At 71.8% G+C, this 19,029-nt stretch carries 18 protein-coding genes; 6 read left to right on the forward strand and 12 right to left on the reverse strand.

All coding sequences use genetic code 11. The features are described from left to right. Window positions 1–38: 38 nt before the first annotated feature. Entirely contained in the window at window positions 39–1,601 is a 1,563-nt protein-coding gene (ffh, locus tag ACRQ4C_RS10755; protein ID WP_439688644.1) for a signal recognition particle protein, read from the reverse strand. A gap of 84 nt (window positions 1,602–1,685) precedes the next feature. Here ffh and ACRQ4C_RS10760 point away from each other — a divergent pair, with 84 nt between their 5' ends. Continuing rightward, window positions 1,686–2,216, forward strand: a complete 531-nt coding sequence (locus ACRQ4C_RS10760) for a hypothetical protein (protein WP_439688645.1) — start codon at window positions 1,686–1,688, stop codon at window positions 2,214–2,216. On the opposite strand, the gene ACRQ4C_RS10765 is transcribed toward ACRQ4C_RS10760, so the two are convergent. Next, window positions 2,208–2,852, reverse strand: a complete 645-nt coding sequence (locus ACRQ4C_RS10765) for a VOC family protein (RefSeq protein ID WP_290131451.1) — start codon at window positions 2,850–2,852, stop codon at window positions 2,208–2,210. The two genes, ACRQ4C_RS10760 and ACRQ4C_RS10765, sit on opposite strands and share 9 nt — an antisense overlap. 101 nt (window positions 2,853–2,953) lie before the next feature. Here ACRQ4C_RS10765 and lipB point away from each other — a divergent pair, with 101 nt between their 5' ends. Both lipB and lipA read left to right on the forward strand, forming a co-directional pair. Continuing rightward, the gene (gene lipB, locus ACRQ4C_RS10770) at window positions 2,954–3,709 is read left to right on the forward strand and encodes a lipoyl(octanoyl) transferase LipB (RefSeq protein WP_439688646.1); all 756 of its coding nucleotides are present in this window, start codon (window positions 2,954–2,956) and stop codon (window positions 3,707–3,709) included. After that, on the forward strand, window positions 3,706–4,689 hold the full coding sequence (gene lipA / locus ACRQ4C_RS10775) for a lipoyl synthase (protein ID WP_439688647.1): 984 nt from the start codon (window positions 3,706–3,708) through the stop codon (window positions 4,687–4,689). Before lipB ends, lipA begins: the two co-directional genes overlap by 4 nt. A 158-nt stretch (window positions 4,690–4,847) precedes the next feature. Here the strand turns inward: lipA and ACRQ4C_RS10780 are convergent, their stop codons facing one another. Continuing rightward, window positions 4,848–5,006 carry a DUF4175 domain-containing protein gene (locus ACRQ4C_RS10780; RefSeq protein ID WP_141399257.1) on the reverse strand — a complete coding sequence of 53 codons (159 nt, stop codon included), beginning with the start codon at window positions 5,004–5,006 and terminating at the stop codon, window positions 4,848–4,850. A 117-nt stretch (window positions 5,007–5,123) separates the two neighbouring features. Beyond that, window positions 5,124–5,993, reverse strand: a complete 870-nt coding sequence (gene ftsY, locus ACRQ4C_RS10785; RefSeq protein ID WP_058726656.1) for a signal recognition particle-docking protein FtsY — start codon at window positions 5,991–5,993, stop codon at window positions 5,124–5,126. A gap of 208 nt (window positions 5,994–6,201) precedes the next feature. On the opposite strand from ftsY, the gene ACRQ4C_RS10790 reads away from it, so the two are divergent. Continuing rightward, a complete protein-coding gene (locus ACRQ4C_RS10790; RefSeq protein ID WP_400414710.1) occupies window positions 6,202–7,227 on the forward strand; it encodes a TerC family protein in 1,026 nt (341 codons plus the stop codon). 185 nt (window positions 7,228–7,412) lie between these two features. On the opposite strand, the gene smc is transcribed toward ACRQ4C_RS10790, so the two are convergent. From smc to ACRQ4C_RS10825, 7 genes are all read right to left on the reverse strand, one after another. After that, a complete protein-coding gene (gene smc / locus ACRQ4C_RS10795) occupies window positions 7,413–11,156 on the reverse strand; it encodes a chromosome segregation protein SMC (protein ID WP_439688648.1) in 3,744 nt (1,247 codons plus the stop codon). 65 nt (window positions 11,157–11,221) lie between these two features. Then, on the reverse strand, window positions 11,222–12,193 hold the full coding sequence (gene mutM, locus ACRQ4C_RS10800) for a bifunctional DNA-formamidopyrimidine glycosylase/DNA-(apurinic or apyrimidinic site) lyase (RefSeq protein ID WP_439688649.1): 972 nt from the start codon (window positions 12,191–12,193) through the stop codon (window positions 11,222–11,224). Between the two features lie 3 nt (window positions 12,194–12,196). Beyond that, window positions 12,197–12,967 carry a ribonuclease III gene (gene rnc, locus ACRQ4C_RS10805; protein WP_439688650.1) on the reverse strand — a complete coding sequence of 257 codons (771 nt, stop codon included), beginning with the start codon at window positions 12,965–12,967 and terminating at the stop codon, window positions 12,197–12,199. A gap of 13 nt (window positions 12,968–12,980) precedes the next feature. Further along, window positions 12,981–13,184 (reverse strand): 50S ribosomal protein L32, encoded by a 204-nt coding sequence (rpmF, locus tag ACRQ4C_RS10810; protein WP_022905230.1) that lies wholly within the window; start codon window positions 13,182–13,184, stop codon window positions 12,981–12,983. A gap of 44 nt (window positions 13,185–13,228) precedes the next feature. After that, window positions 13,229–13,801, reverse strand: coding sequence for a YceD family protein (locus ACRQ4C_RS10815; RefSeq protein WP_439688651.1), 573 nt, complete (start codon window positions 13,799–13,801; stop codon window positions 13,229–13,231). Between the two features lie 73 nt (window positions 13,802–13,874). Further along, on the reverse strand, window positions 13,875–14,369 hold the full coding sequence (gene coaD, locus ACRQ4C_RS10820) for a pantetheine-phosphate adenylyltransferase (RefSeq protein WP_439688652.1): 495 nt from the start codon (window positions 14,367–14,369) through the stop codon (window positions 13,875–13,877). A 33-nt stretch (window positions 14,370–14,402) separates the two neighbouring features. Then, entirely contained in the window at window positions 14,403–16,637 is a 2,235-nt protein-coding gene (locus ACRQ4C_RS10825) for an ATP-dependent DNA helicase RecG (RefSeq protein WP_439688653.1), read from the reverse strand. Window positions 16,638–16,733: 96 nt separating this feature from the next. Between ACRQ4C_RS10825 and ACRQ4C_RS10830 the strand changes: the two genes are divergently transcribed. Further along, the gene (locus ACRQ4C_RS10830) at window positions 16,734–17,297 is read left to right on the forward strand and encodes an RsmD family RNA methyltransferase (protein WP_290131442.1); all 564 of its coding nucleotides are present in this window, start codon (window positions 16,734–16,736) and stop codon (window positions 17,295–17,297) included. A gap of 123 nt (window positions 17,298–17,420) precedes the next feature. Here the strand turns inward: ACRQ4C_RS10830 and thiL are convergent, their stop codons facing one another. Continuing rightward, complete coding sequence (thiL, locus tag ACRQ4C_RS10835; RefSeq protein WP_439688654.1) at window positions 17,421–18,416, reverse strand: thiamine-phosphate kinase; 996 nt, start codon at window positions 18,414–18,416, stop codon at window positions 17,421–17,423. A 24-nt stretch (window positions 18,417–18,440) separates the two neighbouring features. Between thiL and ACRQ4C_RS10840 the strand changes: the two genes are divergently transcribed. Continuing rightward, on the forward strand, window positions 18,441–18,926 hold the full coding sequence (locus tag ACRQ4C_RS10840; RefSeq protein ID WP_290131440.1) for a DUF3515 family protein: 486 nt from the start codon (window positions 18,441–18,443) through the stop codon (window positions 18,924–18,926). The last annotated feature ends 103 nt before the right edge of the window (window positions 18,927–19,029 follow it).

Below are 19,029 nucleotides of genomic sequence, written 5' to 3' on the forward strand. Positions count from 1 at the left end.
CCTCCCGTCCGTCTGGTGGTCGCGTCAGCGACCTCGCGTCAGCGACCGAGGAACTTCTGCAGCGACTGCATCTCTTCCTCGGTGGGCGCCTTCGGGTTCTTCGCGTTGGCACCGCCGAACCCGAAACCGGAGCCCTGCGGCGCCTGCTGCTGCGGCTGCGCCGCCCCACCCGACGCGAGCGCGGCGCGCTTCGCGGGGTTGCCGACCTTCTTCTTCTTCGCACCGCCCTGCTGCTGCTTCTTCTTGCCGCCGTGCATGCCCGGGATGGGACCCATGCCCGGCATCTGCGGAACGCCACCGCGGGCGACGGTCTTCATCATCTTCGCCGCCTGCTCGAAGCGGTTCACGAGGGCGTTGACCTCGGTCACCGTGGTCCCCGAACCCTTCGCGATGCGGAGACGACGCGAGCCGTTGAGGAGCTTCGGGAGCTGGCGCTCCTGCTTCGTCATCGACTGGATGATCGCCTCGGTCCGGACGATCTCGCCCTCGTCGAAGTTGTCGAGCGCCTCGCGCATGCCCTTCGCGCCCGGGAGCATGCCGAGCATGCCCTTGATGGAGCCGGCCTTGCGGAGCTGCTGCATCTGGCCGAGGAAGTCGTCCAGCGTGAACGAGTCGCTCGCGATCTTCTCGGCGACCGCGCGGGCTTCCTCTTCGTCGAACGCCTGCTGGGCCTGCTCGATGAGCGAGAGGATGTCGCCGAGGTCGAGGATGCGGCTCGCCATGCGGTCCGGGTGGAACGGCTCGAAGTCGTCGAGCCCCTCGCCCGTGGACGCGAACATGATCGGGCGGCCGGTGATGCTCGCGACCGAGAGGGCCGCACCACCGCGGGCGTCACCGTCGAGCTTGGACAGGACGACGCCGGTGAAGTCCACTCCCTCTTGGAAGGCGCGGGCCGTGGCCACGGCGTCCTGACCGATCATCGCGTCGATGACGAACAGGACCTCGTCCGGATCGACGGCCTTGCGGATGTTCGCGGCCTGCTTCATCAGCTCGGCGTCCACACCGAGGCGACCGGCGGTGTCGACGATGACGGTGTCGTACTGCTGGTCGACGGCGGCCTTGATCGCGTTCTTCGCGACCTTCACCGGGTCGCCGACGCCGTTGCCGGGCTCCGGGGCGAAGACGTGCACGCCCGCCTGTTCGCCCACGACCTGGAGCTGCTGCACCGCGTTCGGACGCTGGAGGTCGGCCGCGACGAGCATCGGGGTGTGGCCGTCCTTCTTGAGCCACTTGCCGAGCTTGCCCGCGAGCGTCGTCTTGCCCGCACCCTGGAGGCCCGCGAGCATGATGACCGTCGGCGGACGCTTCGCGAACTCGAGGCGGCGCTGCTGCCCGCCGAGGATGCCGACGAGTTCCTCGTTGACGATCTGGACGACCTGCTGCGCCGGGTTGAGCGCCTTGTTCACCTCGTCCGAGAGCGCACGCTCGCGGATGGAGGCGGTGAAGGACTTGACGACCTCGAGCGCGACGTCGGCGTCGAGGAGCGCCCGTCGGATCTCGCGGACGGTGCCGTCGACGTCGGACGGGGACAGGCGACCCTTGCTCCGCAGGTTGCGGAAGGTCTCTGTCAGCCGGTCGGAGAGTGAACCGAATTGCGCCATGATCCGTCGATTCTACAAGGCGACCGCCGACCGTCCCGACCGCGACCACGACCGCGCCAGCACCACCGGACTACCGTCGGACTCGTGCGACTGAGGGAGATCGACGCGGGCGGCTGGCTGCGCGCAGCGGGAGCGGCCGTCATCGCGGCCGTCCTGGCGGGCGTGTTCGCCGCGACGTTCCCGATCGCCGCCTGGCTCACGGTCGGGATCGGCGTCGGGTCCGGAGCGGCGATCCTGGTCCTGGTCGTCGCAGCCTGGGCGGGAGCAGGCGGGTACTCGGCGCACCGAGCACTGCGCGACTGGGTGCGCGGCGGCCCCGAACCGGACCGGCTCCCGGTTGGTCAGCGCGTCCGGTACCTGTCGAGCGTGATCGGCCGGACCGGGTGGTACGCGTGGGGCGGCGTGGTGTTCGGCCTCGCGTTCCTCCTCCTCGGGATCAGCGACGTCCTCGGCGAGCAGGACCTCCGTCATGCCGTGATGATGTTCGGGACGGCGCTCGTCTGGGGGATCATCGCTGTGCACTCCCTGACCGTGGAGCGGCCGCACCGAGCACGAGCCCGGGAGCTCTACGAGGCACAGTTGGCCACGGCTGACGGAGTCCCGGGATCACCGTAAGCGCACCCCCGGCGCGGGTTCGATGAGCGTGCCGAGCCCGATGTCGACGACCACCGGAGCGGTCGACGCGCGGCGGTCGAGCGTCGGGAACCACTTCCGCTCCGTGGACACCAGGACGAGCAGCCCGTCGACGTCCCCGACCGGCGCGAACCCGGCGTCGGGCGGCCCGCCGTACGGGTGGACGCCGTGGTGTCCGAGGGCATCGACCACCCCGAGGACGTCGGGGACGGCGATGCCCACCTCGCTGACCGAGCCGGGCAACCCCTGCCCAGGACCGGGCGGCAGGTCGCGGCGTTCGATGAGTTCGAGGAGCTGCTCGTCCGGGCCGTCGAAGTACACCGAGCGCGAGTTCCATCCGGGCGGGCCCTCGAACACCTCCTCGCCGTCTCGCGCGTGGAGCACCCGGGCTCGCTCGGTGATCCACGACCGCGCGGAGTCGAACGTCCCGGTCGGGATCGTGAACGCGAGGTGGTGCGCACCGGTCATCCCGTCGAGGTGGTCGAACACGAGGGTGGTCCGCCCCACCGAGACGAGCACGGCGGCGCCCTCATCGGAGACCGGACAGCCGAGGCGTCGGTAGAAGTCCGCGACCTCGTTCGGGGCGCGGGTCGTGAGGTGGACTCGTCGAATGTGCATAGGGACATCTCACGACCTCGACCACGGTTGAGGTCAAGCCCCGACCAGCAACGAGGAGTGGTTGTTGTACGGCGTCCAGAAACTGCCGTACGCTGACGCCCATGCCGGAACTCGAGATCGTCCGGGTGCCGGGGCTGCTCGCCTACGCCGAGGGCCTCGCACTGCAACAGCGCCTCCGTGCCGACGTCGTGGCCGGTCGCTCCCCCGGCGCGCTCGTCCTCTGCGAGCACCCGTCCGTGTACACCGCAGGGCGCCGCACCGAGCCGAGCGACCTGCCCACCGACGGCTCCCCCGTGGTCGAGGTCGACCGCGGCGGCCGCATCACCTGGCACGGCCCCGGCCAGCTCGTGGCCTACCCGATCGTCCGGTTGGCCCGGCCGATCGACGTCGTGGCGTGGGTGCGCGACCTCGAACAGGTCCTCATCGACGGGGCCGCCGCCGTGGGTGTCGCAGCCGAACGGGTCGATGGCCGCAGCGGAGCCTGGGTCCGCCGCCCTGACGGCTCGAACCACGACAAGGTCGGTGCCGTCGGCCTGCACGTGGCGGAGGGCGTCACGAGTCACGGGATCGCGATCAACTGCGACAACGCCCTCGACGCCTACGCCGCGATCGTCCCGTGCGGCATCGCCGACGCCGGGGTCACGACCCTGGGTCGCGCGGCCGGACGTCCCGTCGCCGTGGACGAGGTCGCCGGACTCGTCGCGCCGCTCGTGCAGGCGGCTCTCGACGGCATGCACGCAGGCCGACGGATCGCGTCAGCCGGCCACCCCGCCAGCCCGGACCGGTCAGCCGGGGGCGAGCCGCGCCTCCCGGCCGACCCGGACCGCACCACCGACCTGCAGGAGGTCCCCGCATGACGCTCGCTCCCGAAGGCCGCCGCCTGCTCCGCGTCGAGGCCCGGAACGCCGAGACGCCGATCGAGACGAAGCCCGCGTGGATCAAGACCCGCGCCACGCAGGGCCCGGAGTTCCGCGACCTGTCCGCCCTCGTCAGGGACAAGCAGCTCCACACCGTCTGCCAGGAGGCCGGCTGCCCGAACATCTTCGAGTGCTGGGAGGACCGCGAGGCGACGTTCCTCATCGGCGGCTCGCAGTGCACCCGGCGGTGCGACTTCTGCCAGATCGACACCGGCAAGCCGAGCCCGCTCGACCGTGGGGAGCCCCGGCGCGTGGCGGACTCCGTCGTGTCGATGGGCCTCAAGTACGCGACCGTGACCGGCGTCGCCCGGGACGACCTCGACGACGGCGGCGCCTGGCTCTACGCCGAGACGATCCGCCAGATCCACGAGCACTCCCCCGGCACCGGCGTCGAGATCCTCGTACCGGACTTCAACGGCCGCCCGGACCAGCTCGGCCAGGTGTTCGACGCACGCCCCGAGGTCTTCGCCCACAACGTCGAGACGGTGCCGCGCATCTTCAAGCGGATCCGTCCGGCGTTCCGGTTCGAGCGCTCGCTCGACGTCATCACGCAGGGCCGCGACGCCGGTCTCGTGACGAAGTCGAACCTCATCCTCGGCATGGGCGAGGAGCGGCACGAGGTCATCGACGCGCTCGAGCAGCTGTACGAGGCAGGCACGGACATCATCACGCTGACCCAGTACCTCCGGCCGTCGCCGCGACACCTGCCGGTCGCGCGCTGGGTGAAGCCCGAAGAGTTCGTCGACCTCCGCGAGATCGCCGAGGACATCGGGTTCTCGGGTGTGCTCGCCGGGCCGCTGGTGCGGTCGTCCTACCGCGCGGGGCGCCTCTGGGCGCGGGCGACGGTGGCGCGCGGCGGTTCGATCCCGGAGCACCTGTCGCACCTGCTGGAGGCCCCGGCCGGCCGTCAGGCCGTCTGAGGCGCGAGCTCGGGGCAGTGCTCGCAGCACGAAAGCGACAGGACCACGCGAACGGTGCAGCGCAAAACTGTCGCTTTCGCGAACGCGCGGGACCACAGAACGGGACGGGAGGCGCGGTGCCAGCTGGCACCGCGCCTCCCGTCCGTCAGTGGGTTGCGTCAGGCGCGACCGCGGATGCTCCGGAGCAGCCACCCGATGATCGCGAGGATGACGATCACGAGCCCCACCCAGAGCAGGAACTTGAGGGCACCGACGAAGATGCCGCTGAAGAGCAGGACGAGGCCGACGATGATCGCGATGATCAGCAGTGCGGGCATGGGGTCTCCAATCCCTGGAACGAGACCGAGCGGGTGCCCGGGCCGACCGAGACGCTACTCGTCACCGGGTGACCGCGTTCGCGGACGGGTGTCGCGCAGCCGCGCAGGCGGAGATCCTCAGCCGACGAGGTTCTGCACGAACACGTGCGGCGTGAAGCCCGTGAGGTCGTTGATGCCCTCGCCCTGCCCGATGAGCTTGATCGGGATGCCGGTCTTCTCCTGCACGCTCAGCACGAAGCCGGCCTTCGCGGAGCCGTCGAGCTTCGTGATGACGAGCCCGGTGACGCCCGCGCCCTCGATGAAGGCCTGTGCCTGCGCGAGCCCGTTCTGACCCGTCGTGGCGTCGAGCACGAGGAGCACCTCGGCGATCTCGGTCTGCTTCTCGACCACGCGCTTGATCTTCGACAGTTCGTCCATCAGCCCGGCCTTGGTGTGCAGCCGGCCCGCGGTGTCGATGACGACGATCTCGGTGCCTTCGCGCATCGCCTTCTCGACCGTCTGGTACGCCACGGAGGCGGGGTCCTGCCCGGGCTGCGCGGGCCGCACGACGTCGACGCCGGCGCGCTCCGCCCACGTCGCGACCTGCTCCACCGCGGCCGCACGGAAGGTGTCCGCCGCGCCGACCACGACGGTGCGGTCGTACGTCTTGAGGAACTTCGCGAACTTGCCGATCGTGGTGGTCTTGCCGACGCCGTTCACGCCGACGACGAGCACGACGGCCGGCCGGTTGCTGAGCTTGAGCGTGGTGTCGAGCTTGGACAGCCGCTCCTCGAGGACCTCGCGGAGCATACGCTGCAGGTCGGCGGGGTCCGTCGTGCCGTAGCGGTCGACGCGTTCGTGGAGGTCCTCGATGATCGCCTCGGAGATGTCCGGGCCGAAGTCGGCACCGATGAGCGCGGTCTCGAGGTCGTCCCACGTGGTCTCGTCGATCGTCTTGCGCTGGAACAGCCCGCGCAGCCGGGAGGACAGTGACCAGGAACTCGCCATGTTCCCAGCTTAGAGCGCGGCGGGTGTGCGCCGTGCCCGGTATCCTCGACCTCTGAAGGGGAGTATTCCTCCTCGGTGACCTCGTCAGTACGGTCCGGAACGATCCGGACCCGGGGCACCGGCCCTCGGCCCGACACACGGACCGACGGGTGGAAGAGACCTTCAGGCTCCTGCGCGCACTGCGCGCTCTTGACCTGAAGGGAAACCCGTGGACGTCCCCATCCTCGTCTGGTTGATCACCATCGCCGGCATCCTCGGCCTGCTGATCTTCGACTTCTACTCGCACGTGCGCACACCGCACGTCCCGCACATCAAGGAATCGGCGTTCTGGTCCGCGTTCTACGTCGGCCTCGCCATCCTGTTCGGTGTCGGCATCCTCGTCTTCGGCGGCGGGCAGGCCGGTGGCGAGTACTTCGCCGGCTGGCTGACCGAGAAGGCGCTGTCGGTCGACAACCTGTTCGTCTTCCTCATCATCATGACGAGCTTCGCGGTCCCGAAGGAGTACCAGCAGAAGGTCCTGCTGGTGGGCGTCGCGATCGCCCTCGTGGCCCGCGGTGTGTTCATCGCCCTCGGCGTCACGATCATCGAGAACTTCTCGTGGGTGTTCTACCTGTTCGGCGCACTGCTGTTCTGGCTCGCCTGGTCGCAGGCGAAGGGCGGCGGGCACGACGACTCCGAGGGCGACTCGAAGCTCATCCGGACGCTCCGCAAGGTGATCCCGACGACCGACGACTACCACGGCGACAAGCTCACCGCGAAGATCGACGGCAAGCGCCTCTTCACCCCGATGCTGCTCGTCATGGTCGCGATCGGCCTCACGGACGTGCTCTTCGCCCTCGACTCGATCCCGGCGATCTTCGGTCTGACGCAGGACGCCTTCATCGTGTTCACCGCGAACGCGTTCTCGCTCCTGGGTCTGCGCCAGCTCTACTTCCTCATCGCCGGCCTGCTCGAGCGCCTCATCTACCTCGGCCAGGGCCTGGCCGTCATCCTCGCCTTCATCGGCGTGAAGCTCGTGTTCCACGCGATGCACGTCAACGAGCTGCCGTTCATCAACGGCGGTGAGCACATCGAGTGGGCCCCCGAGATCCCGATCTGGTTCTCGCTGAGCTTCATCGCGCTGACGATCGCGGTCGCGACGGTCGCCTCGCTGGTGGTCTCGAAGAAGCGGCAGGAGCGCGGGCTCACCCCGACGGGGCAGCCGAAGGAGGCCGTGGAGGCCGACGCGAAGTAGTCGTCACCCTTTGGTGGCCGGGAGGCGCGGTGCCAGCTAACACCGCGCCTCCCGTCCGTCGTCCGGTTCGCGGAAGCGACAGATCCGGCGAGCTGGCCCCGGTTCTCTTCCCGAAAGCGACAGATCCGTCGGGCCGGAGCGCGGCGATCTGTCGCTTTCGCGAAAGCGACAGATCGCCGGCGCCGCTACGCGACCGCGTCCGCCGGCTCCGCCGACCGGGCCTGCACGCGCTGCCCGACCACGGCGGACACGCCGTCCTGCCGCATCGACACGCCGTACAGCGCGTCCGCGATCTCCATCGTCCGCTTCTGGTGCGTGATGACGATGAGCTGCGACGCCTCGCGCAGCCGCTCGAACACGGTCAGGAGCCGCCCGAGGTTGGCGTCGTCGAGCGCCGCCTCGACCTCGTCCATGATGTAGAACGGCGACGGGCGCGCGGTGAAGATCGCGACGAGGAGCGCCACCGCCGCCAGGGACCGCTCCCCGCCGGACAGCAGGGTCAGCCGGTCGATCTTCTTCCCGGCGGGCTTCACCTGCACGTCGATGCCGGTCGCGAGCAGGTCGTCCGGGTTCGTCAGCGTGATCGACCCCGAGCCACCCGGGAACAGGATCGGGAAGATGACGTCGAAGGCCTCGCGGGTGTCGTGGAACGCGGCCTCGAAGATGGTCTGCATCTTCTGGTCGAGCTCCTCGATGATCGTCATGAGGTCCGTGCGGGTCTTCTGCAGGTCCTCGAGCTGCTCGGCGAGGAACGCGTGCCGCTGCTCGAGCGCCTGGAACTCCTCGAGTGCGAGCGGGTTCACCTTGCCGAGCTGGCCGAGGTCACGCTCGGCTGCCTTCAGCCGACGCTCCTGCTCGGCCCGGACGTACGGGACGGTCTCGACCGCGTCGGGGTCGACGTCGTCGGTGGCGTCGTACTCAGGCAGTGCCGGACCACCGGGGAGGGTGGACTCGGCGTCGACGAGGACCTCATCGGCCTCGTCCTCGTCAGCCACGGCCGGCTCGGCCTCGTCGTCCGCGGTCACCGCAGGGGCTGCCGCTGCGGCCCGGGCGCGCTCGGCCTCCCGGTGCTTCCGCGCGAGCACCCGCGGGTCCACGAGTACGTCGACGGGGACCGGCACGTACGGACCGTACTCGGCCACGAGGACCGCCTCCACCAGCCCGAGTTCGCTCTGCGCCCGGTCGAGGATGCCCGACACGTGCAGCTTCTTCTCGTAGATCTCCATCTCGAGGGAGTGCACGCCGTCGGTCAGGGTCTGGAGGCGGTCGCGGAGCTCGCGTTCCTCGTTCCGGATCGTCTGCAGCTCGGTGTTGCGCTTCGACCGCTCGGACTCCTCGTTCGCGAGGCGCACGCGGGCCTCGGCGAGCGATCGGTCGACCGCACCGAGCACCCCGGGGAGGTCGGCGAGGACCCCCTCGGCGACGGCGATCTGCCCGCGCCGGACGACCGCACGCCGGGCGGCTTCCTCGGCCGCGGCACGCTCGGCCCGGAGCTGGCGTTCGAGCCCGGCGGCCCGGTTCCGTTCGGCCCGCACCCGCTCGCGCACCGTCTCCACCTGGATGCGCTGCTCGATCTCGGCCGCACGGGCCGCCTCGAGTGCGTCCAGCAGGGCCGGACGTCCGGACGCGTCCACGGTCGGCCGCGGCTGGTCGGTGAACGCCACGAGGGCCGCGTCGGCCTCGGCGAGCACGGCCTCGGCGGACTCGACCGCACCGTCCGTCTCGGCGAGGGCCGCTCGGAGACGCTCGACCTCGGCCGCCGCGTTCTCGGCGCGCGCCCGCGACGACGCGCTGCTGCGGTCGTACTCGGCTGCGGCCTTCGCGTGCGCGCGGGACGCCTGGTCGGCCTCCTCCGCCCGTCGTCTCGCCTCGTCGACGGCGGCACGAGCGGCCTGGAGGCGCGTGGCGGCGTCCTCGACGTCGCTCGCGACCGCGTCCCGCCGGGTCACGGCGTCGTCGCGCTCCGCGACGAGCTCGATGCGGCTGGTCATCCGCTCCCCGCCGCCCGTGACGCGGACGGCCCGGACGACGTCGCCGGACCGCGTGACGACCGTGGCCTGCGGGGCGGCGGTGAGCACGGACTCCAGGTCGACGTCCTCGTCCACCGCGATCAGCGTGGCTCGCAGGATCGCGGCGATCGCCGGGGGTCCCTGCACGAGGTCGACGGCGCGGCGGACCCCGGCGGGGAGCCGGTCGGGCAGCGTCCCCGCGCCGGCGGAGGCGGCCGGGTCGGGATCGGCGACCACCACGTCGACGCGACCGAGGTCCGCGGTCCGGGCGTGCTCGACGGCGTCGAGCGCGACCGCCCGGTCCGCTGCGAGCACGGCGTCGGCGAGTCCGTCGAGGGCGACGGCGACCGCGCCCTCGTAGCCGGGCTCGACCGTGAGGCTGTCCGCGAGCCGGCCGGCGATGCCGGCACGGCCGGCCTCGATGAGGGCCTGCGACCCGTCGCGGACGTCGATCGACATGGCGAGGGCCGTGACCCGGGCGTCGAGCGCGTCCCGCTCGCGTTCGAGGGCGTGGAGTCGGTCGCGGAGCTCGTCGCGCGTCGTCTGGGCTGCCTGCTGCTGCTCGCGGGTGGTCGTGACGGCGGCGGTCAGCGCTGCCTCGTCGACGCCGTCGGACGGGTCGGCCCCGATGTCCGCGAGGGCCGCGGCGGCACGCTCGGCGCGGTCGGTCGCCTCGGCCAGCGCGCGTTCGCGGCGCTCCCGGTCGGCCACCGCCGAGCCCCGCTTGGACCGGGCGACGTCGACGGCGGACGCCAGCCGCTGTGCCTCGAGGTCGTGCTGCGAGACCAGGGCGGCCTGGGCGGCGATCTGCTCGTCGAGGGCGTCGAGCGCAGCCCGCGCTTCCTGCACCCGGGCCGCGGCGGCACCGGAGTCGGCGGCCATCTCCTCGGCGCGGGTCTCGAGCCGGTCGGCCTCGTCGCGGACGGACTGCACACGCTCCGGTGTCACCGTCGGACCCTGCTGCGGGGCGTCGGCCTGCTGCGCGAGGAACATCAGGCGCTGGTTCGCGAGGCTCGACAGGCCGCGGAGCCGTTCCTGGACGCTCTCCAGCCGGTGCACCACCGTGCGGGCACGGTCGACGTCGTCGCCGACCATGCTCTGCTCGACCTGCTGCTGCCGGGCGCGGGTGCGGTCGAGGCGTTCCTGCAGCACGATGCGCTCGGACTTCCGGCCGGTCTCGACCTCGAGGTGCTCGTGGAGCTCCCGCCGGAGCCGGACCACGTCGTCGGCGAGGATGCGCGCCTTGGCGTCCCGGGCGACGGCCGCGACCGACTGGGCCTTCCGCGCGACCTCGGCCTGTCGCCCGAGCGGCTTGAGCTGTCGACGGATCTCCCCCGCGAGGTCGGACAGCCGCGTGAGGTTCGTCTGCATCGCCTCGAGCTTGCGGAGCGTCTTCTCCTTGCGGCGGCGGTGCTTGAGGATGCCCGCGGCCTCCTCGATGAACCCCCTCCGGTCCTCCGGGGTGGCGTGCAGCACCTTGTCGAGCTGCCCCTGGCCGACGATGACGTGCATCTCCCGCCCGAGGCCGGTGTCGCTGAGGAGCTCCTGCACGTCGAGCAGGCGGCAGTTCTCGCCGTTGATGGCGTACTCGCTCCCGCCGTTGCGGAAGAGGGTGCGGGAGATCGTCACCTCGGAGTACTCGATCGGCAGCAGGCCGTCGGTGTTGTCGATCGTCAGGAGCACCTGCGCGCGACCGAGCGGACCGCGGGTCGAGGTGCCGGCGAAGATGACGTCCTCCATCTTGCCGCCGCGGAGGGTCTTCGCGCCCTGCTCCCCCATCACCCACGCGAGGGCGTCGACCACGTTCGACTTGCCGGAGCCGTTGGGACCGACGATGCAGGTGACACCGGGCTCGAACGCGAACGTCGTCGGCTGCGCGAAGGACTTGAACCCCTTGATGGTCAGGCTCTTCAAGTACATGCGGTCTCCGGGCGGTCTGCTGCGCTGCTGCGGGCTGTGCTGCTGGCTGTGCTGCTGCGGGCAGGCTAACGCCTGCGGGCGCGGGGGCGCGGTTGGCACACGGGGCAGATGTGGCTCGACCGGTTCATGAAGGCCTCACGGACGATCGTCGTGCCGCACCGGGGGCACGGCTTCCCCTGCTGCCCGTAGACGTTGAGCCGCTGCGAGAAGTACCCGGACTGCCCGTTCACGTTGACGTACTGCGCGTCGAAGCTCGTGCCACCGTCCTCGAGCGCCCGTCCGAGGACGCTCCGCACCTCGCTCAGGAGCGCGCGCAGGTCGGCTCGGGTGAGGCGCTCCGCGGGGCGGTCGTAGTGGAGCCTCGCAGCCCACAGCGACTCGTCGGCGTAGATGTTGCCGATGCCGCTCACGACGCCCTGGTCGAGGAGCACGCGCTTGATGCCGCTCGCCCGCTTCCGTGCGACGGCGATGAACCGGTCGTCGTCGAACGCCCGGTCGAGCGGGTCCCGCGCGATGTGCGACACCTGGTGCGGGATGCTCCGACGCCACGGCGCGTCCGGGTCCGTCGCGTCGACGTGCCCGGCGAAGCCGGCGGGAGCGCCGTCGACGGTCGGCACCATCGGATCGAGCGCCATCGACCCGAAGGTGCGCTGGTCGACGAACTCGAGCTGGACGGGGGCTTCGGGCGTGCCGTCGCGGTCCGTGCCCGCGGGCTGCACGTCGATGAGGATGCGGCGGTGCTTCGCGGCCGGTCGATCCCGTCCGAGGAGCACCTGGCCGGACATGCCGAGGTGCGTCACGAGCGCCTCCGGACGATCGCCGTCGAGCTCGGGGCGCAACGGGAACCAGAGGAACTTGCCACGTCGGACGGCCGCGGCGATGGTCCGGCCGGTGAGCCGGTCGGCGAAGTCCTCCGCCGGGCCGTCGTGCCGGGTGAGTGCGCGGTCGTCGACGACGTCCACGTGGAGCACGCGGGCACCGCTGACGGCGGGTTCGAGGCCGGCGCGGACGACCTCGACCTCGGGGAGCTCGGGCACCGGTTACGCGGTCCGGGCCGCGCTGTCGGCGTCGGCACCCGCGCGCGGCGAGCCGTCGCGGCCGGAGAGCTTCGTCCAGGCTTGGAGCGCTGCAGCCATCTCGGCAGCCTTCTTGCTCGATCCGGCGCCGGCGGAGACGTCCTCGCCCTGCAGCACCACGGTGGCGTGGAAGGTCTTGTCGTGATCAGGACCCTCTTCGGTGACCCGGTACGCGGGGTTGCCGAGCGCGAGCGTCGCAGCGAGCTCCTGCAGGCTCGTCTTCGGGTCCATCGCCGCACCGAAGCGGTCCGGGTCGACCAGGAGCGGCTCGACCAGGCGGAGCACGAGCTCGGTCGCCGGGTCGGGACCCGCGGAGAGGTACGTCGCACCGATCACGGCCTCGACCGTGTCGGCGAGGATCGACGACTTGTCACGGCCGCCGGTCTGCTCCTCGCCCTTGCCGAGCCGGAGGTACTGGCCGAGCCCGATGATGCGGGCGATCTCGGCGAGGGCGACCGTCGAGACGAGGCTCGCACGGCGCTTGGCCAGCTCGCCCTCGTCGAGGTCGGGGAACGACCGGAAGAGCTTCACGGTCACGGCCTGGCCGAGGATCGAGTCGCCGAGGAACTCGAGCCGCTCGTTGTGCCCGATGCCACCGTGCTCGTACGCGTACGAGCGGTGCGTCAGGGCGAGTTGGAGCAGCTCGAGGTCGATGTCGACGGCGAGCTGCCCGCGCAGACGAACGACATCCGGCCCCACGGGGCGGGACCCCGTGGCGCCGGACGTCGTGGTCATGCGTTCGGTCCGATCAGACGTCGGCGACCTTGCGGCCCTTGTACTCCATGTACAGCGGGGTGCCGGCCGAGTCCTCGACGACCTTCGCACGGTGCGGGAGGCTGTAGGTGACCTTGCCGTTCTCGATCGTCTTCACGAGCTGGACCGGCGCGGCCTTCCACTGCGAACGACGGGCGTGCGTGTTGGCACGGGACTGCTTGCGCTTGGGAACGGCCATGGTGGTTCTCTTTCGGTTGGTCGGTGGTCAGTGGCGAGGGCGGTTCAGGCCGACGTGCGGCCGTCGCCCTCGGGGCTCTGGTCAGGGGTGTTGCTGTCGTCGGTCGGCTGGAAACCGCTCAGGGCGGCCCAGCGCGGGTCCAGGACCTCGCGAGGGGTGTGGTCCTCGAGGTCAGCCAGACGCTCACCCGTCTCCGGGTCGAGGCCTGGGCAGTCCCGTCGGCAGACCGGCTGGAACGGCAGCGACAGCACCACCGCATCTCGAACGACCGGTTCGCAGTCCACGTGGTCATCGCGAACGAAGAAGTCGAAATCCTCCGAGACATCGTACGCGAAGAGCTCCGCGAAATCGACCTCGACGGGTTCGCTGATCTCGATCAGGCACCGGGAGCACTCCCCGAACGCCTCGGCCGACGCGTGTCCGGACACGAGGACGCCCTCGTGCAGCCCCTCGAGGCGGACGTCGAGGTGCATCGGCGCGCCCTGACGGACGGAGATGACCCCGGCACCCATCGCGTCCGGCACCTCGACGTCGAGCGAGTGCTCGCGCATCTCGCCCGGACGGTGCGCGAGGTCGCGCACGCGCAGGGCGTAGGGGCTGTTCACGGGGGAAGACACGATCGACAAGCCTAGCGGCATCCGGACGGTACGTCGAGGCGGGCGGCCCGCGTGTCCTCGCCGGATGCCCGGGTCAGCGGCCCGTCTGCTCCGACAGGGCGCGCGCCACCACCTCGGGCACGTACGGCGTGACGTCGCCCCCGAGGGTGGACACCTGCCGGATGAGCGAACTCGACACGTGGGCGCGTGAGGCCTCGGGCAGCAGGAACACCGTCTCGACGTCGGCGAGGTGTCGGTTCATGATCGCCATCGGGGTCTCGTACGCGACGTCCTCGCCGGAGCGGACACCCTTCACGAGGACCGTCGCACCGACCTGCCGGCAGTAGTCGACCAGGAGCCCGGCGGTCCACTCCCCGACCCGCACGTTGTCCCGCACGCCGGTCTCGACGAGGGACTCCTCGATGAGCCGGACCCGCTCGGCGGCGTCGAACATCGCGGGCTTCTTGTCGGGGTTGTGCACCACGAGGACGTGGACCTCGTCGAACAGTCCCGCCGCACGCCCGATCACGTCGAGGTGCCCGAGGGTCACGGGGTCGAAGGAACCGGGGACGACCGCGATCTGCGCCATGCCAGCGACCCTACCGGGCGCCCGGCGAACGGCTCAGTTCTTGCCGAGGAAGGCCGCGTCGGACTCGTCCAGGCGGCGGGCGAGGGCTTCCCGGAGCGCCGGGTGCCCCTCCAGCTCCGGGTCCGGCTCGAGGACGCGCTCGGCTTCCTCGCGAGCGTCGACGATGAGGTCGGCGTGCTCGACGACGCGCAGCAGGTTGAGTGACGAACGACCGCCGGACTGCCGCTCCCCCAGCACGTCGCCCTCGCGCCGGAGCTCGAGGTCGACCCGCGCGAGCTCGAACCCGTCGTCGGAGGCGGCCACGGCGTCGACGCGCTCCCGCGACGGGGACTCGAGCTCGGCTGTGGTCACGAGCAGGCACACGCCTGCGTACTGCCCGCGGCCGATGCGCCCACGGAGCTGGTGCAGCTGTGACACCCCGAACCGATCGGCGTCGAGCACCGCCATCATCGAGGCGTTCGGCACGTCGACCCCGACCTCGATGACGGTCGTCGCGACGAGGACGTCGATGCCCCCGGCGGCGAAGGTCGTCATGACGCGGTCCTTCTCGTCGGCGGTCATCCGCCCGTGCAGCACCTCGATGCGGCGGCCGTCGAGCACCGGCATCTGCCGCATGCGCTCCGCCGTCGCGAGCACCGTCGCCGGGGCGCGCTTCGGCGTGTCGTCGTCGGCCGGGGCCTCGGGTGCGGGTTCGCCGTCGTCCTCGGCGTGCACGTCGTCGATCGCCGGGCACACCACGAAGGCCTGACGCCCGGCGGCGAGCTCCTCGGCCATGCGCGACCAGATGCGGGTCTCCCAGCCGGGGTGCTCGGCGAGCCCGACGGTGAAGGTCTCGACGCCGGCGCGGCCCGACGGCACCCCGGCGATGGTGGAGACGTCGAGGTCGCCGAACACCGTCATCGCGACCGTGCGCGGGATCGGCGTGGCGGTGAGGACGAGGACGTGCGGCGGCGTCTGACCCTTGGTGCGCAGGGCCTCGCGCTGCTCGACGCCGAAGCGGTGCTGCTCGTCGACCACCACGAGTCCGAGTTCGGCGAAGTCGACCCGGTCACCGAGGAGCGCGTGCGTCCCGACGACGAGCCGTGAGCTGCCGGACGCCGCCGCGAGCAGGGCACGTCGACGCTCGTCGGTCGACTGTGACCCGGTCAGGATCACCGGACGCAGCTCGGCCGCGAGGTCGGGCCCGAGGAACTTCACGATCGACCGCAGGTGCTGCGCGGCGAGGACCTCGGTCGGGGCGATGAGTGCCGACTGCCCGCCGGACTCCGCCACCGTGAGCATCGCCCGGATCGCCACGAGGGTCTTGCCGGAGCCGACCTCGCCCTGGACCAGCCGGTGCATCGGCCAGGTGCCGGCCAGGTCCGACGCGATCTCGGCCCCGACGGCGCGCTGGTCGTCGGTGAGCGTGAACGGCAGCGTCGCGTCGAAACGGTCGAGGATGCCGCCCGGCGACGCCGACCGCGGGGTCGACGCCACCGCACGCGCGGCGATCCGGCGCTGCACGAGGGCGGTCTGCAGGACGAAGGCCTCGCGGTAGCGGAGGGCGTCCTGCGCGCGCTTGAAGTCGGCGACCTTCTCGGGGCGGTGCAGCAGTTCGAGCGCACGTCGGTAGGGGACGAGGTCGAGCCGGGCGCGGACGGACGCCGGGATCGGGTCGTCGAGGTCGGGCAGGGTGTCGAGCACCACGCCGATGGCCTTCGCGATCTGCCACGACGACAGCGACGCGGTGGCCGGGTAGATCGGGATCGGCTGCCGCGACCAGCGGATGGCCTCGTCCGAGCCGGGGTCCGCCAGGGACCGGGGGTCGTCGCGGTCGAACAGCTCGTAGTCGGGGTGGGCGAGCTGCCGGGCGCCGCGGTAGTCGCCGACCTTGCCGGCGAAGACCCCGCGCGCACCGGGCACGAGGTCCTTCGTGCGCCAGCCCTGGTTGAAGAACGTGAGCGTGAGCAGGCCCTTGCCGTCGCCGATCTTGGCTTCGAGGATCGACCCGCGACGGGCACGCATCGTGCGTTCGCGGACGTCGACGACCTCGGCGACGATGGTCACCGACTCGCCGATCGCGAGCGAGTCCAGCGCGGTCAGGGCGCCACGCTCGGCGTACCGGCGCGGCGCGTGCTCGAGGAGCTCCCCCACCGTGCGGTACCCGAAGGCCTTCTCGACGGCGCTCGCGGTCCGGCCGCCGAGCACGCTCGACAGTCGGGTGTCGAGCCCGCCGTCGGCAGACGGCACGGGCGCGGCCGGGGCAGCGTTCGGACCGGTGGTGACCACACGACAACGCTACCCGGCACGACCGACGCGCACCGTGCCTCCAGGCCGGCCTGTGGAGAACGCCGGGGCGTCGCCCCGGGCCGATACGGTGGCTGCATGACCCGCATCATCGCCGGCGCCGCCGGCTCCACGACGCTCCGGGTGCCGAAGTCCGGCACCCGGCCGACGAGCGACCGCGTGCGCGAGGCGCTGTTCTCGTCGCTCGAGTCGCGGGGGCTGGTCGACGACACGGCGGTGGCCGACCTCTACGCGGGCACGGGCGCCCTCGGGCTCGAGGCGGCGTCGCGTGGCGCGGTCGAGGTCGTCCTCGTCGACCGCGCGTCCGGCGCGGCGGCGGCGTGCAAGGAGAACGCCCGCGCGGTGCAGAAGCGCGTGCCCGGCGTGCGGATCGACGTGCACGCGCAACCCGCGCTCGGGTTCCTGCGGCAGACGGTGCGGACGTTCGACCTGGTGTTCATCGACCCGCCGTACGAGGTCACCGAGCACGAGATCGGCGAGGTGCTCGAGGCACTCGTGCCACGGCTGACGCGCGACGCCGTGGTCGTCGTGGAGCGCAGCAAGCGGTCCCCGGAGCCGACGTGGCCGGCGGGGCTCGAGCCGTTCAGCAAGCGCAGCTACGGGGAGACCGTCGCGTGGGAGGCCGTGGTCGCCGCCGTCTGAGCGTCAGGCTCGTCGTGTGGCCGGCCTGGAGGCACGGGTCGGTTTCGTCAGCTCCGCTCGCCTCCGCCGACGGGGCGGGACAGGTCGCGTGGCAGGTCGTCTCGCGCGCGGTGCGCGCGCAGCTCAGCCCGTCGCACCGTCCCAGTCCGCGTAGGGGTCCCAGCCCGTCGTCGGGACCGGTCCGCCGCCGCGGAGGACGTCGTGCCCGGCCCGGTCCCGCACCTCCCCGACGCGGCGGAAGCCCCCGGGCAGGACGGCCTCGGCGGGGAACGTCGCGAGGAGCCCGTGGTCCTCGCCGCCGTGCAGGGCGAACGCGTCCGGGACCGCCCGCGGATCGAGGTCGAGCGTCACCCGGCTCGCCCGCGCCAGCCGTCCACCGTCGATCGCCAGCCCGTCCGAGAGGTCCAGCATCGCGGTCGCGCCGGTCTCCGCCGCGAGCACACCGTCACCGATCGGCGGGACCGGGCGTCGCTGCCGGGCGACGTCCGGGTCGGCGTCGGCACCGCTCGCGACCGTCGCGGTGCGCGAGGGCTCCCCGGACCCGTCCACCCCGTCGCGGAAGAGCCGTGCGAGCCCGCGGCCTGCGCGGCCGAGCTCTCCGGACACGGCGACGACGTCACCGGGGCGTGCGCCCGACCGGAGCACCGGCGCGTGACCGGCGAGGTCACCGAACGCGGTGACCGCGACCGTGAACGTCGACGAGGTGGAGAGGTCGCCGCCGACGACGCCGCAGCCGGGGGCGAGGGCCTCGACCGCGAGGCGCACCCCGTCGGCGAACCGTTCGAGCACGGTCACCGGCGTGTCCTGCGGGGCCGCGAGCGCGATGACGAGCCCGGTCGGCCGGGCCCCCATCGCGGCGACGTCGGACAGGTTCGTCGCGGCGGCCTTCCAGCCGATGTCCTCCGGCGAGGACCACGCCCAGCGGAAGTCCGGGCCGTGCACCATCATGTCCGTGGTCACGACGTACCGGCCGTCGGGAGCGGCGAGGACCGCGCAGTCGTCACCGGGGCCGACCATCGGGTCGCCGACCGGGAGTCGTCGGACGATGCGGTCGAGGACGTCGAGCTCGCCGACCTCCCCCACGGTCGGTGCGGGCTGGTCCCGGTGCTGCGCGTCCACACGAGAACGGTAGCCTGGACGTCGATGGACACCGCTCGCCGCACCACCCGCACCACCGCGATCGTCGGTGTGGCGATCGCCCTCGCCGCCGGGCTCACCGGGTGCACGAACGCCGTCTCGATGACCGCGGCACCGTCCGCGAACGTCGCTGCGTGCGCCGACGCCCAGGTGCGGCTGCCGAGCGTCGTCGGCCAGGACGCCGCGCTGCGGAACACCGACGCCCAGTCGACCGCCGCGTGGGGCGACCCGGCTGTGGCGATCTACCACTGCGGCGTCGCGGTGCCGACCGTGTCCGACCTGCCGTGCTTCTCGAAGGGGTCAGTGGACTGGATCCGGGACGACCGTGGCGCGCAGATCGTCTACACGACCTTCGGCCGGTCTCCTGCGGTGCAGGTCGTCATCGAGTCCTCGAAGGCGACCGACCAGGTCCTGCAGGACATCGGGACCGCGGTGTCGACGCTGCCGAAGGACGGGCACCGATGCCTCGACCCGTCCGAGGTCAACGGCTGACACTCCCGCCACGCGAACCGCGCGCGCCGAGACTCGGCTCCGCGGACATTCGCGGTGTGGGCACCGCGAAGGTGTCCGCCGGGCCGAGTCTCGGGCTCCGGGC

Origin of the sequence: Curtobacterium sp. SP.BCp, assembly GCF_051903255.1 — a bacterium.
In the GTDB taxonomy this organism is placed as follows: domain Bacteria; phylum Actinomycetota; class Actinomycetes; order Actinomycetales; family Microbacteriaceae; genus Curtobacterium.